Source organism: Pseudomonas sp. DVZ6 (assembly GCF_024259445.1).
Classification (GTDB): Bacteria; Pseudomonadota; Gammaproteobacteria; order Pseudomonadales; family Pseudomonadaceae; genus Aquipseudomonas; species Aquipseudomonas peradeniyensis.
On record NZ_JANCLM010000008.1, the window covers coordinates 78677 to 99645 of the forward strand.

The 20969-nt window shown below is 66.0% G+C and carries 16 protein-coding genes; 10 read left to right on the forward strand and 6 right to left on the reverse strand.

What is annotated here, in order from left to right:
• Positions 1-106: 106 nt before the first annotated feature.
• The 6 genes from NMG10_RS06775 to NMG10_RS06800 all read left to right on the forward strand — a co-directional run bounded on the left by NMG10_RS06775 (position 107) and on the right by NMG10_RS06800 (position 6792).
• Complete coding sequence (locus tag NMG10_RS06775; RefSeq protein ID WP_050706017.1) at positions 107-475, forward strand: glyoxalase superfamily protein; 369 nt, start codon at positions 107-109, stop codon at positions 473-475.
• Complete coding sequence (locus tag NMG10_RS06780) at positions 472-825, forward strand: hypothetical protein (RefSeq protein ID WP_198745506.1); 354 nt, start codon at positions 472-474, stop codon at positions 823-825. Before NMG10_RS06775 ends, NMG10_RS06780 begins: the two co-directional genes overlap by 4 nt.
• Before the next feature lie 347 nt (positions 826-1172).
• Entirely contained in the window at positions 1173-2819 is a 1647-nt protein-coding gene (locus NMG10_RS06785) for an ATP-binding cassette domain-containing protein (protein ID WP_254464037.1), read from the forward strand.
• Positions 2820-3469: 650 nt separating this feature from the next.
• The gene (locus NMG10_RS06790; protein ID WP_203646838.1) at positions 3470-4489 is read left to right on the forward strand and encodes a branched-chain amino acid aminotransferase; all 1020 of its coding nucleotides are present in this window, start codon (positions 3470-3472) and stop codon (positions 4487-4489) included.
• Positions 4490-4751: 262 nt separating this feature from the next.
• Positions 4752-5432, forward strand: a complete 681-nt coding sequence (locus NMG10_RS06795; protein ID WP_050706019.1) for a response regulator transcription factor — start codon at positions 4752-4754, stop codon at positions 5430-5432.
• Positions 5410-6792, forward strand: coding sequence for a HAMP domain-containing sensor histidine kinase (locus NMG10_RS06800; protein WP_254464038.1), 1383 nt, complete (start codon positions 5410-5412; stop codon positions 6790-6792). The genes NMG10_RS06795 and NMG10_RS06800 overlap by 23 nt, the downstream gene beginning before the upstream one ends.
• Before the next feature lie 73 nt (positions 6793-6865).
• Here the strand turns inward: NMG10_RS06800 and cysS are convergent, their stop codons facing one another.
• Both cysS and NMG10_RS06810 read right to left on the reverse strand, forming a co-directional pair.
• Positions 6866-8248, reverse strand: a complete 1383-nt coding sequence (cysS, locus tag NMG10_RS06805) for a cysteine--tRNA ligase (protein ID WP_254464039.1) — start codon at positions 8246-8248, stop codon at positions 6866-6868.
• Between the two features lie 9 nt (positions 8249-8257).
• A complete protein-coding gene (locus tag NMG10_RS06810) occupies positions 8258-9961 on the reverse strand; it encodes a glutamine--tRNA ligase/YqeY domain fusion protein (protein ID WP_254464040.1) in 1704 nt (567 codons plus the stop codon).
• A 260-nt stretch (positions 9962-10221) separates the two neighbouring features.
• Between NMG10_RS06810 and NMG10_RS06815 the strand changes: the two genes are divergently transcribed.
• Together NMG10_RS06815 and lpxH are read left to right on the forward strand one after the other, a co-directional pair.
• Complete coding sequence (locus NMG10_RS06815; protein WP_203646846.1) at positions 10222-10725, forward strand: peptidylprolyl isomerase; 504 nt, start codon at positions 10222-10224, stop codon at positions 10723-10725.
• The gene (lpxH, locus tag NMG10_RS06820; protein WP_050706024.1) at positions 10722-11444 is read left to right on the forward strand and encodes a UDP-2,3-diacylglucosamine diphosphatase; all 723 of its coding nucleotides are present in this window, start codon (positions 10722-10724) and stop codon (positions 11442-11444) included. Before NMG10_RS06815 ends, lpxH begins: the two co-directional genes overlap by 4 nt.
• Before the next feature lie 149 nt (positions 11445-11593).
• Here lpxH and NMG10_RS06825 read toward each other — a convergent pair whose 3' ends face one another.
• Complete coding sequence (locus NMG10_RS06825; protein WP_254464063.1) at positions 11594-13885, reverse strand: acylase; 2292 nt, start codon at positions 13883-13885, stop codon at positions 11594-11596.
• Between the two features lie 214 nt (positions 13886-14099).
• Here NMG10_RS06825 and NMG10_RS06830 point away from each other — a divergent pair, with 214 nt between their 5' ends.
• The gene (locus NMG10_RS06830) at positions 14100-14462 is read left to right on the forward strand and encodes a fe2+ zn2+ uptake regulation protein (protein WP_254464041.1); all 363 of its coding nucleotides are present in this window, start codon (positions 14100-14102) and stop codon (positions 14460-14462) included.
• Positions 14463-14498: 36 nt separating this feature from the next.
• Here the strand turns inward: NMG10_RS06830 and NMG10_RS06835 are convergent, their stop codons facing one another.
• On the reverse strand, positions 14499-14687 hold the full coding sequence (locus NMG10_RS06835; protein ID WP_011533313.1) for a hypothetical protein: 189 nt from the start codon (positions 14685-14687) through the stop codon (positions 14499-14501).
• A 436-nt stretch (positions 14688-15123) separates the two neighbouring features.
• Here NMG10_RS06835 and NMG10_RS06840 point away from each other — a divergent pair, with 436 nt between their 5' ends.
• A complete protein-coding gene (locus NMG10_RS06840) occupies positions 15124-15504 on the forward strand; it encodes a Mor transcription activator family protein (RefSeq protein WP_254464042.1) in 381 nt (126 codons plus the stop codon).
• An 18-nt stretch (positions 15505-15522) separates the two neighbouring features.
• Here the strand turns inward: NMG10_RS06840 and NMG10_RS06845 are convergent, their stop codons facing one another.
• Positions 15523-19194, reverse strand: a complete 3672-nt coding sequence (locus NMG10_RS06845; protein ID WP_254464043.1) for a translocation/assembly module TamB domain-containing protein — start codon at positions 19192-19194, stop codon at positions 15523-15525.
• Complete coding sequence (locus tag NMG10_RS06850) at positions 19194-20936, reverse strand: autotransporter assembly complex family protein (protein ID WP_232855223.1); 1743 nt, start codon at positions 20934-20936, stop codon at positions 19194-19196. The genes NMG10_RS06845 and NMG10_RS06850 overlap by 1 nt, the downstream gene beginning before the upstream one ends.
• Positions 20937-20969 lie beyond the last annotated feature (33 nt).

Consider the following 20969-nt stretch of genomic DNA (forward strand, 5'->3'; position numbering starts at 1 on the left):
TGCGGCCCAGAGCGCCTGCGCCCCGGCGCGCAATTCGGGTGCCTGCCTCGATGGCGAAGTGCGCTAAAGTGACCACCCTGCCCTTTTTCGAGCCAAGGACGCCCCCATGCAATTCGCCCCCGCCATTCCGATCCTTCGGATCTTTTCGGTCGACAAGGCCCGGGAGTTCTACCTCGACTTCCTCGGTTTCCAGCTCGACTGGGAACACCGCTTCGCCCCGGACCTGCCGCTGTACATGCAGGTCCACCGCGACGGTCTGATCCTGCACCTGTCCGAGCACCACGGCGACGCCACGCCGGGCGCGGCAGTGTTCGCCCGGGTCGAGGACCTCAAGGCCCTGGAGCGTGAACTGCTGGCCAAACAATACGGCTATGCGCGACCGCACGCCGAGGCAGTCGATTGGGGCCTGGAGATGCAGGTCGCCGACCCGTTCGGCAACCGCCTGCGCTTCTGCCAGCAGATCGACAACGTCTGATGGCCGGCGGCAAGCGTGCCCTGGCGCGCCTGGAGCGGGAGATGGTCGCCTGCCTGACCGAGGCCTGCGCCACCGCCCAGGGCGAGATCGTCGGTTTCGCCTGGCTCACCCATCAGGTGGACCTCGACGACTTCCCCGCCAGCCTGCGCATCACCTGGGTGTTCACCGACGACACCGACAAGGCCCGGGCCCTGGCCGGCACGGACAAGGCGCGGATGATCGCGTTGACCGCCCAGGCGCTGAGCGACGCGGGGATCGAGCTGGACCATGTGGCCTGGCATGTGCGCTTCGACAGCGAAGAGGCATGCTGGCGCGATCATGGCGGCGACTGGAACCGGCGTTTGCGCTGAGCCCTTCAAGCCCTGCGCGGTCCCTGTAGGAGCGGCCTCGTGCCGCGAAGGGGGCGCGTAGCGGCCCCAGGTTTTCAGCGTTGACGCATCAATCGCCGGGGCTGCTACGCAGCCCTTTCCGGCCGGTCCGACGCCTCGGCAAGGCCGCTCCTACAGGGGATTGCGCATGTGCTGACGACGCGCATAGGCGAAAACGTTGCCTTCCAACGCGTTGCTGGACTAGTCTTGCACCCACTCCATACCACGAGGTATTCGTCCAATGCGCCATTGATGCCGCCGTCAGCCTGACGGCCAGTCTTCAGCCTCCGGTTCACACCGGGGATGTCGCGGCATGAGTGGAGTTGTGCATGACGAACTCGTCGATCCTGACGCTGGACAGCGTCACCCTGGTCCTGCCCGATGGCAGGCCACTTTTCACTGACCTCAACGAATCCTTCGACCTGCGCCACACCGGCCTGGTCGGACGCAACGGCGTGGGCAAGAGCTTGCTCGGGCAACTGCTGGCCGGCCTGCGCGAGCCCAGCCAGGGCCACTGCCTGCGCCATGGCCGGGTGCATCATCTCGACCAGCAGGTACTCGCCAACAGCGCCACTCTCGCTGACCTGGCCCGGATCGGTGGCACCCTGCGCGCCCTCGAACGGATCGAACGCGGCAGCATCGACCCGGCGGACTTCGACGCAGTCGGCGATCGCTGGGACATCCGCTCGCGATTGCAGGCTCAGTTGCAACGCCATGGCCTGGGTCATCTCGACCCGCACTGCCCGGCCAATCGCCTGAGCGGCGGCCAGGCCATGCGCGTCGCCCTGCTCGGCGCCTGGCTGAGCGAGGCCGACTACCTGATCCTCGACGAGCCAAGCAACCACCTGGACAGCAGTGCCAGGGCCATGCTGCTGGACATGCTCCAGGGCTGGGACAAGGGCCTGCTGGTGATCAGTCACGATCGGGCACTGCTCGGGCACATGGCACGCATCGTCGAACTGTCGCCCCTTGGCTTGCGCGCCTATGGCGGCGATTTCGCCTTCTACCGGCAGCAGAGCACCGCGCAGGCCGAACTGGCCGCGCAGGAATTGCTGCGCCTCAAGCAGCAACGTCAACGCCAGGCCCTGGCATTGCAACGTCAGCGCGAGAATCTCGAGCGTCACCAGGCCAGCGCCGGGCGCCAGGCCAGGCAGGCGAACCAGGCGCAGATTCTGCTCGACCGCCAGCAACAGCGCAGCCAGGCCACCGCCGGGCGCCAGCGCCGCGAGCTGCGGGATGCCAAGGCGACCCTGGACGAACAAGTGCGCGAGGCGGCACGTCAGGTCGAACGCGAGGTGCCGATCGTGCTGCACGCCCCCACGCCGCAACGACATGCCGGACGCGAGGTGCTGGCCCTGGAAGGGTTGTACCTGCCACGGGGCACGACCACGGCGCTGGACCTGCGCCTGTGCCTGGGCCAGCGACTGGGGGTGGTGGGCGACAACGGCAGCGGCAAGTCCACCCTGCTGCGGGTGCTGGCCGGTGAACTGGCGCCGCGCGCGGGCAGCCTGCGGCTGACTGGCGAAGTGGCCCTGCTCGACCAGCACGGCAGCCGCTTGGAACCGCAACATAGCGCACTGGAACACCTGCGCGCCGCCAATCCTCGCCTGCAGCGCGACGAACTGCATCGTCGGCTGGCGCAACTGGGCATCGATGCGGCACGCATCGCACTGCCCGGTGCCCTGCTAAGTGGCGGCGAACGGCTCAAGGTCGCGTTGGCTGCCGTGCTGTACCGGGAACAGCCATTGGACCTGCTGCTGCTCGACGAGCCGAACAACCACCTCGATCTGCCGTCGCTCGAGGCGCTGGAGCAGTTGTTGCGACAGTTCAAGGGGGCGCTGCTGGTGGTCTCGCATGACCACGTTTTTCTGGAAAACCTGATTCTGAAGGACTATCTGCGTTTAGGCTCATCCCTTTCAAGGTCTTTTGGCGCGAGGGCTATTGACCGCATCAGGGCTACCAGGTGTTCGCCTTAACGCTTGCAGCGCCTATCAGATCGAGCGCCGCCCGCGCGGCGCATCGCGACGCAAGGCCGCTCCTACATTTGTTGCAACGTGCCAAACCTGTCAGGCCATGGTTGCCCGCCTTGGTGCATGTCGTGAGACAGGTGGGGCGCCAGTGGTGCCCACGCTGAAACCGCGTCGTACCAACAAGGCGTACCAGGTAATGTCACAGGATTGACTGGCCCGAAACAGATGTAGGAGCGGCCTTGCGTCGCGATGCGCCGCGCGGGCGGCGCTCGATCTGACAGGCGCTGCAAGAGTTACGGCGAACACCTTGAAAGGCCTGGCGTTTAGGCTGAATACACAAAGACATGTCTGACTAACATCCGACAACCTTCAGAATCCTCCTACACATCATTCGGAAGTCGGGGTCTTTAGCAACATCCCCCTGCACGGCAATGTTCCTGGCCAAGGTAAATTCCAAGGAAGGTGGATGTGCAGTTCTGCACAGGCTCAGGCCTGTTCGTTCATCGTAATCGCCATCGCGACAGCGACTGACCCGAGCGTACACGCCCGGCGGATTGTGTGACTGGCCGTTCCCGATCCGCGCCGGATGTATTATGGTGGCGGGGTGCGCATATAAAAGCAGCCCGCCGTGTTCGGGCAAGAGCAATGAGGGTGTCATGAGTAACGAAAGCATTAACTGGGACAAGCTGGGTTTCGACTACATCAAGACCGACAAACGTTACCTGTCCGTATGGCGTAACGGCGAGTGGGACAAGGGCACCCTGACCGAAGACAATGTGCTGCACATCAGTGAAGGCTCCACCGCCCTGCACTATGGCCAGCAGTGCTTCGAAGGCCTGAAGGCCTACCGCTGCAAGGACGGTTCGATCAACCTGTTCCGCCCGGACCAGAACGCCGCGCGCATGCAGCGCAGCTGCGACCGCCTGCTGATGCCACGGGTCTCGACCGAACAGTTCATCGAAGCCTGCAAGCAGGTGGTCAAGGCCAACGAAAAATTCGTGCCGCCGCACGGCAAGGGCGCGCTATACCTGCGTCCGTTCGTGATCGGCACCGGTGACAACATCGGCGTGCGCACCGCTCCCGAGTTCATCTTCTCGGTCTTCGCCATCCCGGTCGGTTCGTACTTCAAGGGCGGCATGACCCCGCACAAGTTCCTGATCTCCGACTACGACCGCGCAGCCCCGCAAGGCACCGGCGCAGCCAAGGTCGGCGGCAACTACGCGGCCAGCCTGCAACCAGGCTACGAGGCCAAGAAAGCCGGCTTCGCCGACTGCATCTACCTCGATCCGCTGACCCACAAGAAGATCGAGGAAGTCGGCTCGGCCAACTTCTTCGGCATCACCGCCAACGACGAATTCGTCACGCCGAAGTCGATCTCGGTATTGCCGGGCATCACCCGCCTGTCGCTGATGGAACTGGCCGAATCGCGCCTGGGCCTGAAAGTGATCGAAGGCGACGTGGAAATCGACAAGCTCGACCGTTTCATCGAAGCCGGCGCCTGCGGCACCGCCGCGGTGATCACGCCGATCGGCGGTATCCAGTACAACGGCAAGCTGCACGTGTTCCACAGCGAAACCGAAGTCGGCCCGGTCACCCAGAAGCTCTACGCCGAGCTGACCGGTATCCAGAGCGGTGACGTCGAAGCCCCGGCGGGCTGGATCGTCAAGGTCGCCTGAAGCATCCGCCTGAAGTGACGATGGGGCATGCCAGCGATGGCATGCCCCATTTTTCTTGGAACCTCCACGCCCCCCTGTAGGAGCGGGCTTGCCCCGCGAAACAGGCACCGCGTTGCATGGCACCGGCTTCGCCGGTCTTCGCGGGACAAGCCCGCTCCTACAGGGGAATGCGTCTCCCATACAGCCAGATGAATTTTTCTTAAATCGCCGGTTGTCTATTCTTTGGCACAATCAGGTCTCCACTCGCCGCCCAGGAACCAGCATGCCTCGCGTACTGACCATCGAAGACGACGCCGTCACCGCCCAGGAAATCGTCGCCGAACTGTCCAGCCACGGTCTGGAAGTCGACTGGGCCGACAATGGCCGTGAAGGCCTGGCCAAGGCCATCGCCGGCGGCTACGACCTGATCACCCTCGACCGCATGCTGCCCGAGGTCGATGGCCTGACCATCGTCACCACCCTGCGCAACCTGAAAATCACCACGCCGATCCTGATGATCAGCGCCCTGTCGGACGTCGACGAGCGCGTGCGCGGCCTGCGCGCCGGCGGCGACGACTACCTGACCAAGCCGTTCGCCTCCGACGAGATGGCCGCCCGGGTCGAGGTGCTGCTGCGCCGCAACAGCGTGCCGATGACCCAGACCCGCCTGCAGGTCGCCGACCTCGAGCTGGACCTGATCAGCCACGAGGCGCGCCGCGGCGAACAGGCGCTGAACCTGCTGCCCACCGAGTACAAGCTGCTCGAGTACCTGATGCGCCACTCCGGCCAGGTGATCACCCGGATGATGATCTTCGAGGAAGTCTGGGGCTATCACTTCGACCCGGGCACCAACCTGATCGACGTGCACATCGGCCGTCTGCGCAAGAAGATCGACTCGCCCGGGCAGAACCCGCTGATCCGTACCGTGCGGGGCTCCGGCTATGCCATTGCCGAACCCGTCTAAGGGCTGGAGTTCCTCCACCAGCCGCCTGCTGGCGCTGTACAGCTTCCTGTTCGTGGCCTGGAGCAGCATCCTCATGGGGGTGCTGTACTTCGAGGTCACCAGCTACCTGAACAAGCTCACCCGCCATTCCATGCTGCAACGCCAGCACCTGTTCGCCCATATGAGCGGCAAGCAGCTGGACGACGCGCTGATCGCAAGCCAGGCCTTCGAGGAGCGCAGCTTCGACGCCTACGGCCTGTTCGACCCCCAGTTCAACCCGATTGGCGGGCGCATCCGCAGCATCCCGCCGGAGCTGGGCCTGGACGGCAAGGTGCATGAGCTCAAGCGCTGCCTGGACGCCGACGATCCGCACCTGCCCCGCGACAGCTGCGACGCGGTGGCGATCAAGGTCCAGGACGGTCGCTGGCTGGTGCTGGTGCGCGACAACGGCTCGCTGTTCGTGGTCACCCGGATCATTCTCGACGCGCTGCTTTGGGGTATTTCCCTGACCCTGATTCCAGGCTTCGCCGGCTGGTACCTGCTGCGCCGCCGACCGCTCAAACGCATCCGGGCGATCCAGGCCCAGGCCGAACTTATCGTCGCCGGTGACCTGACCCACCGCCTGCCGGTGTCGGTGCGCCGCGATGAACTGGACATGCTGGCCGCCATCGTCAACGCGATGCTCGACCGCATCGAAAGGCTGATGCATGAGGTCAAGGGCGTCTGTGACAACATCGCCCACGACCTGCGCACGCCCCTGACCCGCCTGCGCGCGCAGCTCTATCGCATTCGCCAGCAGAGCGGCGCCGATTCCGCCGAAGGCGCGGCGCTGGACCAGGCGATCGGCGAGACCGACACGCTGATGGCGCGCTTCCGTGGCCTGCTGCGCATCAGCGAGCTGGAAGACCGCCAACGCCGCGCCGGCTTCGTCCAGCTCGACCCGCAGGCCTTGCTGGTGGAGCTGCACGACTTCTACCTGCCTCTGGCCGAGGATGGCGGCATCCGTCTGCAGCTGGAGCAGCCCGCGCAACTGGCGGCCCTGCATGGTGATCGGGAATTGCTGTTTGAAGCCCTGGCCAACCTGGTAGGCAATGCGATCAAGTTCACCCCGCAAGGCGGCCAGGTGCGCATGGTCGCAAGCGAAGACGATCAAGGCGTGCATATCGCCGTCGAGGACAGCGGGCCGGGGATTCCGGCGGATGAGCGCGAGGCGGTGTTGAAGCGCTTCTACCGCAGTGAGGAAGGCCATCGCCACGCGGGGTTCGGGCTGGGGTTGTCGATCGTCGCGGCGATCGTCGACCTGCATGGCTTTGGATTGGAGGTGGGGGCCAGCGAGTTGGGTGGGGCGAGATTGGTTCTGCACTGCACCAGAGCGCCCTGAAAAGCATCGCGGGGCAAGCCCGCTCCCACGATAGCGTGGGAGCGGGCTTGCCCCGCGATAGGGCTTCAGCCAATCAGTCAGCCAGGCGCCAGGTGGTGGTGCCCTTGCTGTCTTCCAGGACCACGCCCATGGCGGCCAGCTGGTCGCGGATGCGGTCGGATTCGGCCCAGTTCTTGTCGGTGCGTGCCTGCAGACGCGCCTGGATCAGCGCCTCCACTTCGGCGGCATCGACCTTGCCCTCGGCGCCGGCACGCAGGAAGTCATCGGCCTCCAGCTGCAGCACGCCCAGCACATCCCCCAGCTCGCGCAGGCGACCGGCCAGGCCGGCGGCGGCCTCGGGGTCGCTGTCGCGCAGGCGGTTGATCTCGCGCACCAGGTCGAACAGCACGGCGCAGGCTTCAGGCGTGCCGAAGTCGTCGTTCATCGCCACGGTGAAACGCTCGACGAATGCCTCGCCACCCTTGGCCGCGACCCGCGGCAAGCCGCGCAGCGCGTGGTAGAAGCGCTCGAGCGCGCCCTTGGCGTCGCGCAGGCTGTCCTCGGAGTAGTTGATCGCGCTGCGGTAGTGGCTGGCCACCAGCAGGTAGCGCACCACTTCCGGGTGGTACTTGTCGAGCACGTCGCGGATGGTGAAGAAGTTGTTCAACGACTTGGACATCTTCTCGCCATTGATGCGGATCATGCCGCAGTGCATCCAGGCGTTGGCGTACTGCTTGCCGGTGGCCGCCTCGCTCTGGGCGATCTCGTTCTCGTGGTGCGGGAACTCCAGGTCGCTGCCGCCGCCGTGGATGTCGAAGCTCTCGCCCAGGCAGCAGGTGGACATCACCGAGCACTCGATGTGCCAGCCCGGACGGCCCGGGCCCCACGGCGAATCCCAGTAAGGCTCGCCGGGCTTGACACCCTTCCACAGGACGAAGTCCAGCGGGTCCTGCTTGGCCTCGTCGACCTCGATGCGGGCGCCGATGCGCAGGTCTTCGATCTTCTTGCGCGACAGCTTGCCGTAGCCGACGAACTTGCCGACCCGGTAGTACACGTCGCCGTTGCCCGGCGCGTAGGCATAGCCCTTGTCGATCAGGGTCTGGATCATCGCGTGCATGCCGGGGATATGGTCGGTGGCACGCGGTTCCAGGTCCGGCGGCAGGATGCTCAGGCGCCGCTCGTCCTCGTGCATCGCATCGATCATGCGGGCAGTCAGCGCGTCGAACGACTCGCCGTTCTCGTTCGCCCGGTTGATGATCTTGTCGTCGATGTCGGTGATGTTGCGCACATAGGTCAGCTCATAGCCGCTCTTGCGCAGCCAGCGGGTGACCAGGTCGAAGGCCACCATGCTGCGGCCGTGGCCCAGGTGGCAGTAGTCGTACACGGTCATGCCGCACACGTACATGCGCACCTTGTTGCCGTCCAGCGGCTTGAAAACTTCCTTGGTCTTGCTCAGCGTGTTGTAGATGGTAAGCACGAAGGTTCCTCAGCTGCCCCACGAATCGCGCAGGGTCACGGTCCGGTTGAATACCGGGCGACCCGGCTGGGAGTCTTTCAGGTCGGCGCAGAAGTAGCCTTCGCGCTCGAACTGGAAGCGGTCTTCTGGCTGGGCCTGGCCCAGGGAAGGTTCCGCGCGACAACCGCTGAGTACCTGCAGCGAATCGGGGTTGATGTTGTCGAGGAAGCTGCCGCCGTCTTCGGTCTTCTCCGGGTTGGCGGAGCGGAACAGGCGGTCGTACAGACGCACTTCGCACTCGACGCTGCCTTGCGCCGGCACCCAGTGGATCACGCCCTTGACCTTGCGGCCTTCGGGGTTCTTGCCCAGGGTGTCCGGATCGTACGAGCAGCGCAGTTCGACGATGTTGCCGCCTTCGTCCTTGATCGCCTCGTCGGCGCGGATCACGTAGCTGCCGCGCAGACGCACTTCACCGGCCGGCTCCAGGCGCTTGTAGCCCTTGGGCGGCTCTTCCATGAAGTCGTCGCGGTCGATGTACAGCTCGCGGGCGAACGGCAACACGCGCACGCCCATGTCTTCCTTCGGGTGGCGCGGCAGTTCGAGCTGCTCGACCTGGCCCTCGGGGTAGTTGGTGATCACCACCTTCAGCGGGCGCAGCACGCACATCGCGCGTGGCGCGGTGCGATCGAGGTCGTCGCGGATGCTGAACTCGAGCATCGCCATGTCGACCACGCCGTCGGAACGGTTGGTGCCGATCATCTCGCAGAAGTTGCGGATCGAGGCCGGGGTGTAGCCGCGACGGCGATAGCCCGACAGGGTCGACATGCGCGGATCGTCCCAGGCCTCGACGTGGCCTTCGTCCACCAGCTGCTTGAGCTTGCGCTTGGAAGTGATGGTGTAGTTCAGGTTCAGGCGGCTGAACTCGTACTGGCGCGGGTGCGCCGGCACCGGCAGCTTGTCGAGGAACCAGTCGTACAGCGGACGGTGGCTTTCGAACTCCAGGGTGCAGATCGAGTGGGTGATGCCTTCGATGGCGTCCGACTGACCGTGGGTGAAGTCGTAGTTGGGGTAGATGCACCACTTGTCACCGGTCTGGTGGTGGTGGGCATGACGGATGCGGTACAGGATCGGGTCGCGCAGGTTCATGTTCGGCGAGGCCATGTCGATCTTGGCGCGCAGCACGCGCTCGCCGTCCTTGAACTCGCCGGCCTTCATGCGCGCGAACAGGTCGAGGTTGTCCTCGACGCTGCGCTCGCGGAACGGGCTGTTCTTGCCAGCCTCGGTCAGGCTGCCGCGGTATTCCTTGGCCTGCTCGGGGGTCAGGTCGCAGACATAGGCGTTGCCCGACTTGATCAGCTCCACGGCCCAGGCGTGCAGCTGCTCGAAGTAGTCCGAGGCATAGCGCACCGGGCCTGCCCACTCGAAGCCCAGCCATTTGACGTCACGCTGGATGGAGTCGATGTACTCCTGGTCTTCCTTGGCCGGGTTGGTGTCGTCGAAACGCAGGTGGCAGGCACCGCCGAATTCCTTGGCCAGGCCGAAGTTGACGCAGATCGACTTGGCGTGACCGATATGCAGGTAACCGTTGGGCTCCGGCGGGAAACGGGTGACGATGCTCTGGTGCTTGCCCGAGTCCAGGTCGGCCTGGACGATCGGCCGCAGGAAGTTCACAGGGACGGCGGGTGCGCCTTTGGCAGCGGCGTTTGGCGCGTTGTCGGCAGTGGGCTTGCTCATAGTGTCCTTGAATGCAGGTAGCCGGCCCGGGTAGGCCGATTGAATCAAAGCGCCTATCATAGCCGAAGCAGTCAAGCTGCTGACAGCCGAAGTGCCCACAAAAGTGCCTTCAAAGTGGCACGTTTTGTCGGCGCGAGGCGGCGCAATCCGGCACAATGGCGGCCCAGCGGCCTGTGTCGCGGTGGCCTGATCCTGCGTCAGGTACTCCGAGCGCCCTGCGCACACTCATTTCCGAATGCCTTGAAAGAGCGATTTTCAGCATGTCCAAAGTCAAACTGAGCACCAACCACGGCGATATCGTCATCGAACTGAATGCCGAGAAGGCCCCTCTGACCGTTGCCAACTTCCTGGCATACGTTGAAGCAGGCCACTACAGCAACACCGTGTTCCATCGCGTGATCAAAGGCTTCATGATCCAGGGCGGCGGCTTCGAGCCAGGCATGAACGAGAAGCGCGACAAGCGTGCCAGCATCCAGAACGAAGCCGACAACGGCCTGAAGAACGACAAGTACACCATCGCCATGGCCCGTACCATGGAGCCGCACTCGGCGTCGGCGCAGTTCTTCATCAACGCCTCGAACAACGACTTCCTCAACCACAGCGGCAAGAATGTCCAGGGCTGGGGCTACGCCGTCTTTGGCAAGGTGACCGAAGGCCAGGACGTCGTCGACAAGATCGAAGGCGTTTCCACCGGCTCCAAGTCTGGCCACCAGGACGTGCCGAAAGACGACGTGATCATCGAGAAAGCCGAGATCATTGAGTGATACTGCTGATCTCCGATCTGCACCTGCAAGAAGAACGCCCGGATATCACCCGGGCGTTTCTTGATCTGCTCGACGGCCGCGCCCGCCACGCCAAGGCGCTGTACATCCTCGGCGACTTCTTCGAGGCCTGGATCGGCGACGATGCGATGACGCCGTTCCAGCAGTCGATCTGCCAGGCCCTGCGCCGGCTGAGCGACAGCGGCACGGCGATCTACCTGATGCACGGCAACCGCGACTTCCTCATCGGCCAGGCGTTCTGCGACGCCGCCGGCTGCACCCTGCTGGCCGACCCCAGCGTGGTCGAGCTGGGTGGCGAGGCGGTGCTGCTGATGCACGGCGACACCCTGTGCACTCGCGATGTGGCCTACATGAAGCTGCGCCGCTACCTGCGCAACCCGCTGACCCTGTGGATCCTGCGGCACCTGCCGCTGGGCACGCGGCACAAGCTGGCGCGCAAGCTGCGCAGCGAAAGCCGCTCGCAGACGCGCATGAAGAGCACCGAGATCGTCGACGTCACCCCCGAGGAAGTGCCCAAGGTCATGGCCGCCCACGGCGTGCGCACCCTGGTTCATGGCCACACCCACCGGCCGGCGCTGCACAAGCTGGTGGTCGATGGCCAGCCGGCGCGGCGTATCGTGCTGGGGGACTGGGACCGGCGGGGCTGGGCGTTGCAGGTGGACGAACAGGGCTTCCAGCTGGCGCCGTTCGAGTTTTCCTGAACGACAAACGCACAGCCCCCTGTAGGAGCGGCCTCGTGCCGCGAAAGGGCCGCAAAGCGGCCCCCCGATATCAGCGATTATGCAAAGATCGCCGGGGCTGCTTTGCAGCCCTTTCGCGGCATGAGGCCGCTCCTACAGAGGACGCCTGATTACCGGGCGATGACCACGCGCCCCTTATCCCGCTCACTGATCACATACCGCCGATACTGCGGATCAGCCTTGATCTGCGCGTCGGTAAACGGGATCGGCGCCAGTTGCTTGGCCGCGAAGGCCCGCGTCTGGTCGGCGGCATGCGCCGACGCCTTTTCGCTCGACAGCGAGAACGCCAGCAATCCCTGGGCCTTTGGCCCCTGCTCGGTGAAGCTGACCACCTGCAGATAGCTCGAACCACTGACCACCAGGCGCTTGCCCGGCCCCACCGGCACACTGACCATCGCGTTGTAGACTCCCAGGGCCTGCGGACCACCGGGCACCGGCGTGCCATCGGCAGCCTGCTGGATTTCCCCCCAACGCTGATCGGCGGCGATGCCCGCCTTGCCCACCTGCTCCAGCGACGCCAGCGCCGCCTCGCGCAGCAGCTTGCCTACCGCGCCCTGCTCCACCGCCAGGCCACGAGGCGTGTGCTGCGGGTCGGCCGGATCGAACGGCACGCGCCAGCTTTGCGGGTGCTCGGCCAACGCACCAGCGATATTCATGAAATGGACCAGGCCAACGCCGCTGTCCAGGTCGGCCTTGCCATTCCAGTCCCGCAGGCTGACGCACACTGACTCAAGATCCGCCCCCGCGCCCTTGCACCACTGCAGCAGGTCCGGCAGCAGCAGGCTGGCCTGGTACACCTCGTCGTCGAACACCATGCGCTGCAGCTCGGCGACACCCAGCTTGTCCCTGCCCTGCAGGCGCTGCAGGGCAAAACGGCTGCGCATGCCCAGGGGCTGGTCGGCACGGCTGACCAGCGGCGAGAAACCGGTCAGCGGCTGGGCCGGGTTGGCCATCCACGCCGAGTCGTTGGCGTGCTGCACATAGTCACGGCGCTCCAGGCTCGGCAGCAGGTTCGCCGGGAAGATCCCCGGCTGGGCCGCCTGCGCATCGACCTTCCACTGGCAGGCGCTGCGCGAGCCATCGAGCACCACCAGCGGGCCGGACGCCGCCGGATTGCTGCACTGCGCCAGCAGCGCCTGGTCGACATAGGGCACCACCGACTGGTTCAGGTACAGGGCCTGGCCGGCGGCATCCACCGCCAGGGTGTTGACCCAGGGGATACCCTGCAACTGCCCCACCGAGGCCTTGAGCGCCTCCAGGCTATCGGCGCGGTTGATCCGGTACCACTGCTGCAGCACCCGGGTATTGTCCAGGTTGGCGTCGCGCAGGCTGTAGGCCACCTGGCTGTCCCAGTCCAGCCGCCCTGGCCACTGCACCACCGGGCCGAACTTCGACAGGTGGATGGTGCGTTCCACCTCGCTCAGCGTGCCGTCCTCGCCCTTGACCGTGACCTTGAGCGGCTTGCGCTCGAGCGGCAGCGACTGGCCGTCATACAGGTAACGGGTCGCGTCCTTGGGATCCAGTTGCAGGCGGTAGAGGGTGAAATGCTTCGAGGTGTCGACGGTATGGGTCCAGGCCAGATGGCGGTTGAAGCCGATGTTGACCACCGGCAGGCCCGGCAGGGCCGCGCCCATCACATCCAGCTGCCCGGGGATGGTCAGCTGCATCTGGTAGAAGCGCATCCCGCCGATCCAGGGGAAATGCGGGTTGGCCAACAATAGCCCGCGCCCATTGGCCGAACGCTCGCTGCCCACCGCCACGGCGTTGCTGCCACGCTCGGCGGCGAACTGCGCCTGGCGCGCGAGGGCCACACTGTAGTCAACCGCCGGGCGTTGCGCCGCCAGCTTCGGCGGGGTCGCGGCTACCACCGCTTCGACGAATTGACCGACACCGCCTTCGGCCAGCAGGCGCCGGGTCAGCTTGACCAGGTCGCGGCTGCTGATCGGCCGCACCCAGTCCCCTGCCCCGCACTCGGCCGGCAGGCCCTGGGCGCGCCGCTCGCCCAGGGCACGGTTATAGCCGCTGGCGTAGCCGTCGAGCAGGTCACGCACCGCCACCGGTTGCGCCTGCAGGAAGGCGTCCACTGCCGCCGATTCGTTCAGCCAGGTGAAGAACAGGTCGCTGGACAGGTTGTCGCGCTGCTCGACCGTCTTGGCGTCGCCACCGAAATAGCGCGAGCGCTCGCCATTGACCGTCAGCACCTCGTTGGCCAGCAGGCACAGGTTGTCCTGGGCGTAGGCATAGCCGATGCCGTAGCCCAGGCCGCGTTCGTCCTTGGCCAGGATATGCGGCACGCCGAAGCTGGTGCGACGGATCTGCGCAGAGGCCTCGTCGGCAACCTCCCGTGCCTGGACAGCCAGGCTGGAGGCAACCAGGGCAGCGGCAAGGCCCAGGCGGAACAGGGGAAGAGGGATCACAGGCACTCCTCGTGCTATCGGGGTCATCCCGAACAGACGTATGGCCGGATGAAAATTTTACTTTCGACGCGAGGCTGCAACGTTCTCAACAGAACGTGTCAGATTTTTTTCACCGAAGGTTGCAGTTTTGTCGATCTCATTCGTCTTTAGATGTGAGGCACCCATGATTTCGGGACAGTCCACGAAAAGGAGCATTCACATGTACAACCCGCAACAATCGCTATCGGCGCCGTCCGCCCCAGGCCAGGCCGCCGCCCCCCAGGAGGAACGCGTGGGCAACGAACAGATCCGCGAGCTGCTGCGCGCCTATGGCCTGCGCACCAGCCTGATCCGCCTGAAGGTCATCGACGCGCTGCACACCGCCGGGCGCAGTGGCCGCAGCATTGGCGTGCGCGGCGTGCATGCGCAACTCGAGCAACTGGATATTCCGCTGTCGTTCCTGAGTGTGCGCGAGGTGCTCAAGCGCCTGTGCAGCGAAGGCGTCATCAGCCTGGGTAGCGACAAGTGCTACAGCCTGAACCCCCAGGCCCGGGCCGTGCTCGAGCAACCCGTCTCGCGTTGAGCGCCTGGCCGGCAAGGATATGCCGGCCCGCCCGTCTCAGGGCTTGACCTTGCGCCGCAGGATCCCGTTGATCACCACCACGACCACCGCGATGGCGATGGCGATGTACTGGAACGTCTGCTCGCTGATAGTGCCCTGCTTCTGCAGGTAGCTTAGGCCGAGCATGATCCCCAGGACCACCAGGATGATCAGGATCGAGTATTTGAGGCGCTGCACGTGGGTCATCGGAAATTCCTTGCGACATCGGGGACATGAGGCTCCAGCGGAGCCGACGCCATGATACCTCGCCCGCTTTTCCCCCGCTGAAGTTCCTGCCCGCCCCCCTTTCCCTGCACAGACCTCCTCACCCCAGGACACCCGGGCGTGTCTGCGCGCGAAGGCCTGGGTCACACACCCAAACCGCCATCATGGAACCCCTTCACTAGACGATTTGGGGCCTGTAGCTAAAGGGTGAAGGCGTTTCCTACTTCACGCGATCAGGCTGCCCGCAAACAACAGGCAGTTGCGGCTACAAGCTCCGGTCCGCTTCGCGCCTAGCGACCCTTTCCGCTGCTGTTCGAAAATCGGACCACGCCACTCGGACCGCCACCCGTGGCCGACCACGCCGCAGCCATTCGGGCCTCGGCGTCTGCCAAACCTACATGACGGAAGGAACCATTTCGTGGAAAAGCCAGACCTGAGCAGTATCGACATCACCCAACTGCCTCAATCGCTGCAGGCGCTGATCGAGTGCATCGGCCTGGACAGCGCCTATCGCCTGACCTGTGCCTTCGGCGGACGCCCCAAGTACATCCCCAAGCACCGTGACCGCAGCAAGTTGGCCGACGTGCTGCCATCCGAGGCGCTCGACGCGCTGATCGAGCGCTACGCCGGCCTGGCCCTGGAAATCCCCAAGCCCGATCACTTCCAGCGCCAGTTGCGCAACCAGCAGATCCAGAAGGAAAGCGCCAGCGGGCTGTCGCGCAGCCTGCTGGCCAACAAGTACGGTCTGAGTCTGCGGCAGATCGGCAACATTCGTCGCCAAGAGTGCCATGCCCGATGAGCAGGCACTCCACCGGGCTCAGAAATCTCGCTTGTAGAAGATATCCAAGGAACTGGCCAGGCCGCTGGCGGCCTCGAGGTAGACCTTCTTGCTGAGCTTGTAGCGCAAGGCGATGGTGTTGGCCGGCTCGAATACGCCGACGCCATAACGCAGGCTAAGCCGCTCGGTGAGATTGCCGCTGGCCACTACGCTGGTCTTGTTGCCCGTGCCCTGGGTGTCGAGCTGGAAGTCGTCGATGCCCAGGTTCGAGGCCAGGCCGCCGGTGAGGCCGGCGCTGCCCATCAGGCCCAGGCCCAGCGCCGCCTCGGCCAACATGTTGTTGTCCTCGCCAGAGCTGTTCAGCGGCCGGCCCAGCACCAGGTAGGACAATGCCTGCTCCTGGCTCATTGCCGGCTCCGAGAACACCTTGGTGGTCGGCTGTTCGGCGCTGCCGCTCAGGCGGATGCCGGCAATTACGTCATCGACCTTGCGGATGGCCTCGATATCCAGGTACGGCTGGTCGATGGGCCCGGCGAACAACAGGCGCGCGCGGCGGATGGTCAGATTCTGCCCATACTGCCGATAGCGCCCGTCGGCCAGGCTCAGTTCGCCGCGGGTATCGAGGTTGTCGCCGATATGCACATGCCCCAGCAGGTTGGCGGTAAGGCCGAAGCCCTTGAACGACAGTTTTTCGCTGCCGACCTCGACATCGATGTCCATGGCCACCGCCATCGGCGGCTTGCCCTGCTCGGTCTGGTGGCCGACGATCACCGTGTCATCGGAGACCTTGACCGTCGACGGCGGCAACTCGCGCACGGTGATCTTGCCCTTGGGCACCAGCACCTTGCCGGTCACCGCCAGGCGGTCGTCCAGCAGGCGGATGGTCAGGTCGGGCGCCACTTCCAGCGCCGCGTACGGTTCGATGCTGACCGGCAGTTGCTGGCCCTGCAGGCGCAGGTCCATGCCCAGCGCCTGCCCCCAGGTCAGGTGACCGGCCAGTTGCCCACGGCCGGCGGCGCCGCTGCGCCAGTTGCCGTTCAACTGCACCTGCTCGCCGGCGATCAGTGCCTGCAGCGACAGGTCCTCGAGGCTGACCGGCAGTTCAGCGCCGCTGACTTCGCCGCCGCTCAAGGCCAGGTTGCCATTGACCTGGGGCGCCAGCAGGCTGCCCGACAGGCGTCCGCTGCCGTTGAGCTGGCCGGCCAGGCGCTCGACCATCGGCAGGAACGGGCGGATGACCGACAGATCGAGCCCGGCCAGGCGGAAGTCGCCGGAAAGCGGCTTGTTGCGGCCCAGCGGGTCTATGCGGGCATTCAGGTTCAGCTCGCCCAGGCGCTCGCCGCGAAAATCCACGCGGGTGTCGACCCGGCGCGGCGCCAGGGTGCTGTCCAGGCGCAACACCTGGTAAGGGAAGTCGATCCAGCGGTCCTTGTCGCGCACCCGCAGGGTACCGCCGCCGGCATCGATGCGGATGCTGCCCTTGGGGCCACTGGACGGGATGTCGAGGTTGATGTCGGCGTTGAGCAGGCCGTGCCAGGCGAAGTCCTTGGGTAGCCACTGCGCCAGGCTGTCCAGCGGGAACTGCTTGAGGTGGTAGCGCAGGCGCGGCTCTGGCGCCAGGCGCTGGTCCTCGCCGCACAGGCTGGCCTGGCCGGAACGCCAGCAATGGGCACCGAAGTCGAGCTGGCCGCTGGCCAGGCGTTGCAGGCGCGCCGGTGCCTGCAACTGCCAATCCTGGCCGCCGGCCTGGATGCGCCCGTTGGCCAGGCGGCCACGCCAGTCGCCCTTGCTCAAGGCGCCATCCAGCGCCAGGTCGAGCTTGAGTTGCGGGCCGTCGAGGGCCAGCGTCGCGGCCTGCTGGCGGATATCGCCCTTGCCTTGCACATCGAGGCTGCCCAGGGCGGTGTCCCCCAGGCGGATCCCGCCGGCCTTGAGCGTCAGCTGGCCGCGCTGGGCGCTGTCCAGTCGCGCGTCGAGGTCCAGGCGCTGCACGCGGTTGTCGGCCTGGCCCAGTTGCTGGCCCTGCAGGGCCAGGGTGCCCTGGGGCGCGGCCAGGGTACCGGCCAGGTCCATGCGGCCCTTGGCCTGCCCTTGCAGTTGCGGCCAGAGCTGGCCCAGGCGCGGCAGGTCGAGGTCGATACGCCCGGCCAGGCGCTGCTGCAGGCTGGCGCTGCCGCTGATGCGGTTGTCACCCAGCTGCACCGCCAGGCTGCCCAGGGTCCAGCGCTCGCCAGCGCCCTCGGCGTCGACCTTGACCAGCGCCGACTGGCCGCGCAGGCGACCCTTGAGGTCCAGCTGCGCCTTGAGCGCCAACTGCTCGTGCTTGAGCTCGCCCTGGCTGCGCAGCGGCCCGGCCAGGGTGCCCGGCAGCTCCGCCAGCCAATAGGCCGGGTCCAGCGCCGACAATTGCAGGTCGACATCCCAGGCCAGGGTGTCGGCAAAACGCAAGGCGACACTGCCCGCGGCCTTGCCCTGCCCCGCGCTGAGCAGCAGCTGTGGCAGGCGTACCTGGCCCAGGTCGCCCTCGAACGGGCTGGCCAGGCTGAAAGCGCCCGCCGGGCCGTCCAGGTCGCCGTTGAACGCGCCCTTGTAGTTGCCGTCGCGGTACTGCACCTGGGCGTTGAAGCGCTTGAGGGTGACCTGGGGCGCCTGCTCCAGCGGATACAGGCGCAACCAGGGGAAGTCCAGCCAGTCGAGGCTGGCGTCGGCGCTCAGGCCCTGCTGCCAGTCGGCGCTGGCCTGCAGCTTGAGCCGCTGCGTGTCGCTGGCGTTGAGGTCCAGGGCATCGATCCGGGCTCCCTTGGCGTCCACCTTGCCGGCCAGCACCAGGCCCACCGGCCCTTGCTCGGCGGGCAAGGTGGCCGAACCTGAGAGTTGGTAACCCTTGAGCAGGTCGCCCTGGGCATCGAGCTTGAGCTGGTTCAACTGCAGGGTGTCGGGCAACTCGCCGGCGGGCTTGAAGGCCTCCGAGCGGATGCTCAGGCGGGCCGGCAGGTGCTCGGCCAGGGCCTGCAATTCACCGTTCAACCGGGCATCCAGGTAACCGCTGCTGGTGGCCTCGATGACGAGGGTCTGCTGCAGCTCGCCCTTGGCGTTCAATGCCAACTGCCACGGCTTGCCATCCACTGTCGGCAGTTGCAGCGTGCCCTGCAGCTGCAGCGGCCAGTCACCCTGGGGCGTCAGGTCGCCTTGGACATCCAGGTGCAGATCGTCTCGGCGCAGTCGCAGGCTGTCCACCCGCAGCCCGCTGGCGGTCCAGTGCGCGGCCAGGCTCAGGTCGCCCAGCAGTTCGCTGCCATCCAGGCGCAACTGGCCCACCTTGACCTCGCCCAGTTCGATGGCCAGCGGCAGGTTCAGCGCCGGCAATTGCAGCGGGCCGCTGTTGGGGTTGTCCTCTCCCGGCGCGAAGGCCATGTCGATGCGCTCGGCCTGCAGGCGCTCGATGCACAGGGTGGCACGCAGCAGGCAGGCCGGCGACCAGGCCAATTGTGGCGTCAGCAGCTCGACCCGATCGTCGCCGGCGGACCAGCGCAGCAGGCTGGCCTGCCAGCTGCCGCCAAGGCGCCCGGTAAAATCGCTGACCTCGAGCCCCGGCACCCGCGCCAGCGCCCAGCGGCTGCCCGCCTGGGTGCCGAGCACCAGCCCCAGCGCCAGGACGATCAGCACCAGCAGGCCCGCCAGCACCAGCAGGATCGGTTTGAACACACGCATCACAGCTCGGGCCCCATGGAGAAGTGCAAGCGAAAACCACCGTCATCATCCAGCGCGCGGGCCAGGTCAAGGCGCAGCGGCCCGACCGGCGACACCCAGCGCACACCGATGCCGACACCGGTCTTGAGGCTGGGGAACTCCAGCGAATTGAACGAGTTGCCCTGGTCGACGAAGGTCGCCAGGCGCCATTTTTCCGCGATCGAGTACTGGTACTCGGCGCTGCCGGCCACCAGGTAGCGGCCGCCGATGCGGTCGCCCTGGTTGTTCTTTGGCGACAGCGACTGGTAGTCGTAGCCGCGCACGCTCTGGTCGCCACCGGCGAAGAAGCGCAGCGACGGCGGGATGTTCTGCTGGTAGCCGTTGGTGGCGCTGCCGCCGAACTGCACGCGAGCGAGGAAGCGATGGTTCTGGCCCAGGGTGGTCAGGCCCTTGAGCAGCACGTTGCCGTGGATCAGGTTGGTGTCCGAGCCCAGGCCTTCCTTGGCCGCCTGCAGGTCGAACTGCAGGCGGTAGCCGTTATGCGGGTCGATGCGGTTGTCGCTGCGCAGGTACGAAAAGCTGACGCCCGGCATCAGCAGGTTGCTCAGCCCCGAGTCGTCACCCAGCCGATATTCCTCGCGCTGGTACTTGAGCGAGATCACCCGTTGCCAGCCGCTGGGCAGCTTGCTGTGCCACTCGGGGCCAACGGTGAGCAGCTTGCTCAGGGTGTCGGTGCCGGAGATCTCCTCGTTCTGGTAGCCGCCGGCGAAGCGCAGCTTGTCGGTGAGCGGCGGGTCCAGCGGGATGTCGTACCACAGCCCGACGTTCTGCCGGGGCGCCGACAATTCGGTTTCCCACCCATAGCTGTGCCCTTGCGGGTTGACCCAGTGGCGGGTCCAGTTGGCCTTGCCGCGCGGCCCGACGTCGGTGGAAAAGCCCAGGCCCAGGCCCAGGGTGCGCGGCTTGCGGGTATCGAGGCGCACATCCACCGGGATGTCCTCGCCCACTGCGGCGGTGGGCGCGGCGTCCACCCGCACGCTGTCGAAGTAGCCGCTCGATTGCAGGTCGTTGTTGAGTTCGGCGATCAGTTCAGAGTCGTAGGGGGTGCCGGGCTTGAACGACACCATGCGCTGCAGCAGGTCATTGTCCAGCGGCGCGTCGCCGCCGAAGGTCACCGCGCCCAGGCGGTAGCGCGGGCCGCTCAGGTAGATCAGCTCGATGTCGGCCACGCCGGCCTGCGGGTCCACCGCCAGGCGCTGGCGCTCGAAACGGCCGGCGAAGAAGCCGTAGCGCGACGCCTGGTTCTGGATCAGCCGCTTGGCATCCTCGTAGGTGCCGTGGTTGAGCTGCTCGCCCGGGCGCAGCGCCTTGCTGTCGGGGATGCGGAAGGCCTTGAGCTCGCTGGCCGGCCCGTCGATGCGCACGGTCACGTTGCGCAGGCGCACCGGCTCGCCGGGCTCGACCCGGATGATCAGTTGCGCGGGTTTGTCGTTGTCCCCCGGTGCCTTGACCTCGGTCTCGACCCGCGCCTGGTAGTAGCCCAGGGCCTGGGCCGCCTTGCGCGTCTGCTCCTCGGCGCCCCGGCTGAAGCGCAGCAGGGCTTCTTCGTCGCGATCGCCCAGGCTGCCGATATACCCTTCGATATTGGACTTGAGCGCCTTGTTGGCGGGTTTGACCCGCACCAGCAATTCGCTCTGCGCCCATGCCATGGAGCTGGCGGCCAGCAACAGCAGGCCCCAGCCAAGTCTTCCTGAATACGTCATGCGCGGCATGCTACCAGAGCAAAGGGGTCAAGA

Coding starts and splice junctions, on each gene's coding strand:
- NMG10_RS06775 (WP_050706017.1), top strand. CDS start 107: ATGCAATTCGCCCCCGCCATTCCGATCCTTCGGATCTTTTCGGTCGAC.
- NMG10_RS06785 (WP_254464037.1), top strand. CDS start 1,173: ATGACGAACTCGTCGATCCTGACGCTGGACAGCGTCACCCTGGTCCTG.
- NMG10_RS06790 (WP_203646838.1), top strand. CDS start 3,470: ATGAGTAACGAAAGCATTAACTGGGACAAGCTGGGTTTCGACTACATC.
- NMG10_RS06795 (WP_050706019.1), top strand. CDS start 4,752: ATGCCTCGCGTACTGACCATCGAAGACGACGCCGTCACCGCCCAGGAA.
- NMG10_RS06800 (WP_254464038.1), top strand. CDS start 5,410: ATGCCATTGCCGAACCCGTCTAAGGGCTGGAGTTCCTCCACCAGCCGC.
- NMG10_RS06810 (WP_254464040.1), bottom strand. CDS start 9,961: ATGAGCAAGCCCACTGCCGACAACGCGCCAAACGCCGCTGCCAAAGGC.
- NMG10_RS06815 (WP_203646846.1), top strand. CDS start 10,222: ATGTCCAAAGTCAAACTGAGCACCAACCACGGCGATATCGTCATCGAA.
- NMG10_RS06830 (WP_254464041.1), top strand. CDS start 14,100: ATGTACAACCCGCAACAATCGCTATCGGCGCCGTCCGCCCCAGGCCAG.
- NMG10_RS06835 (WP_011533313.1), bottom strand. CDS start 14,687: ATGACCCACGTGCAGCGCCTCAAATACTCGATCCTGATCATCCTGGTG.
- NMG10_RS06845 (WP_254464043.1), bottom strand. CDS start 19,194: ATGCGTGTGTTCAAACCGATCCTGCTGGTGCTGGCGGGCCTGCTGGTG.
- NMG10_RS06850 (WP_232855223.1), bottom strand. CDS start 20,936: ATGACGTATTCAGGAAGACTTGGCTGGGGCCTGCTGTTGCTGGCCGCC.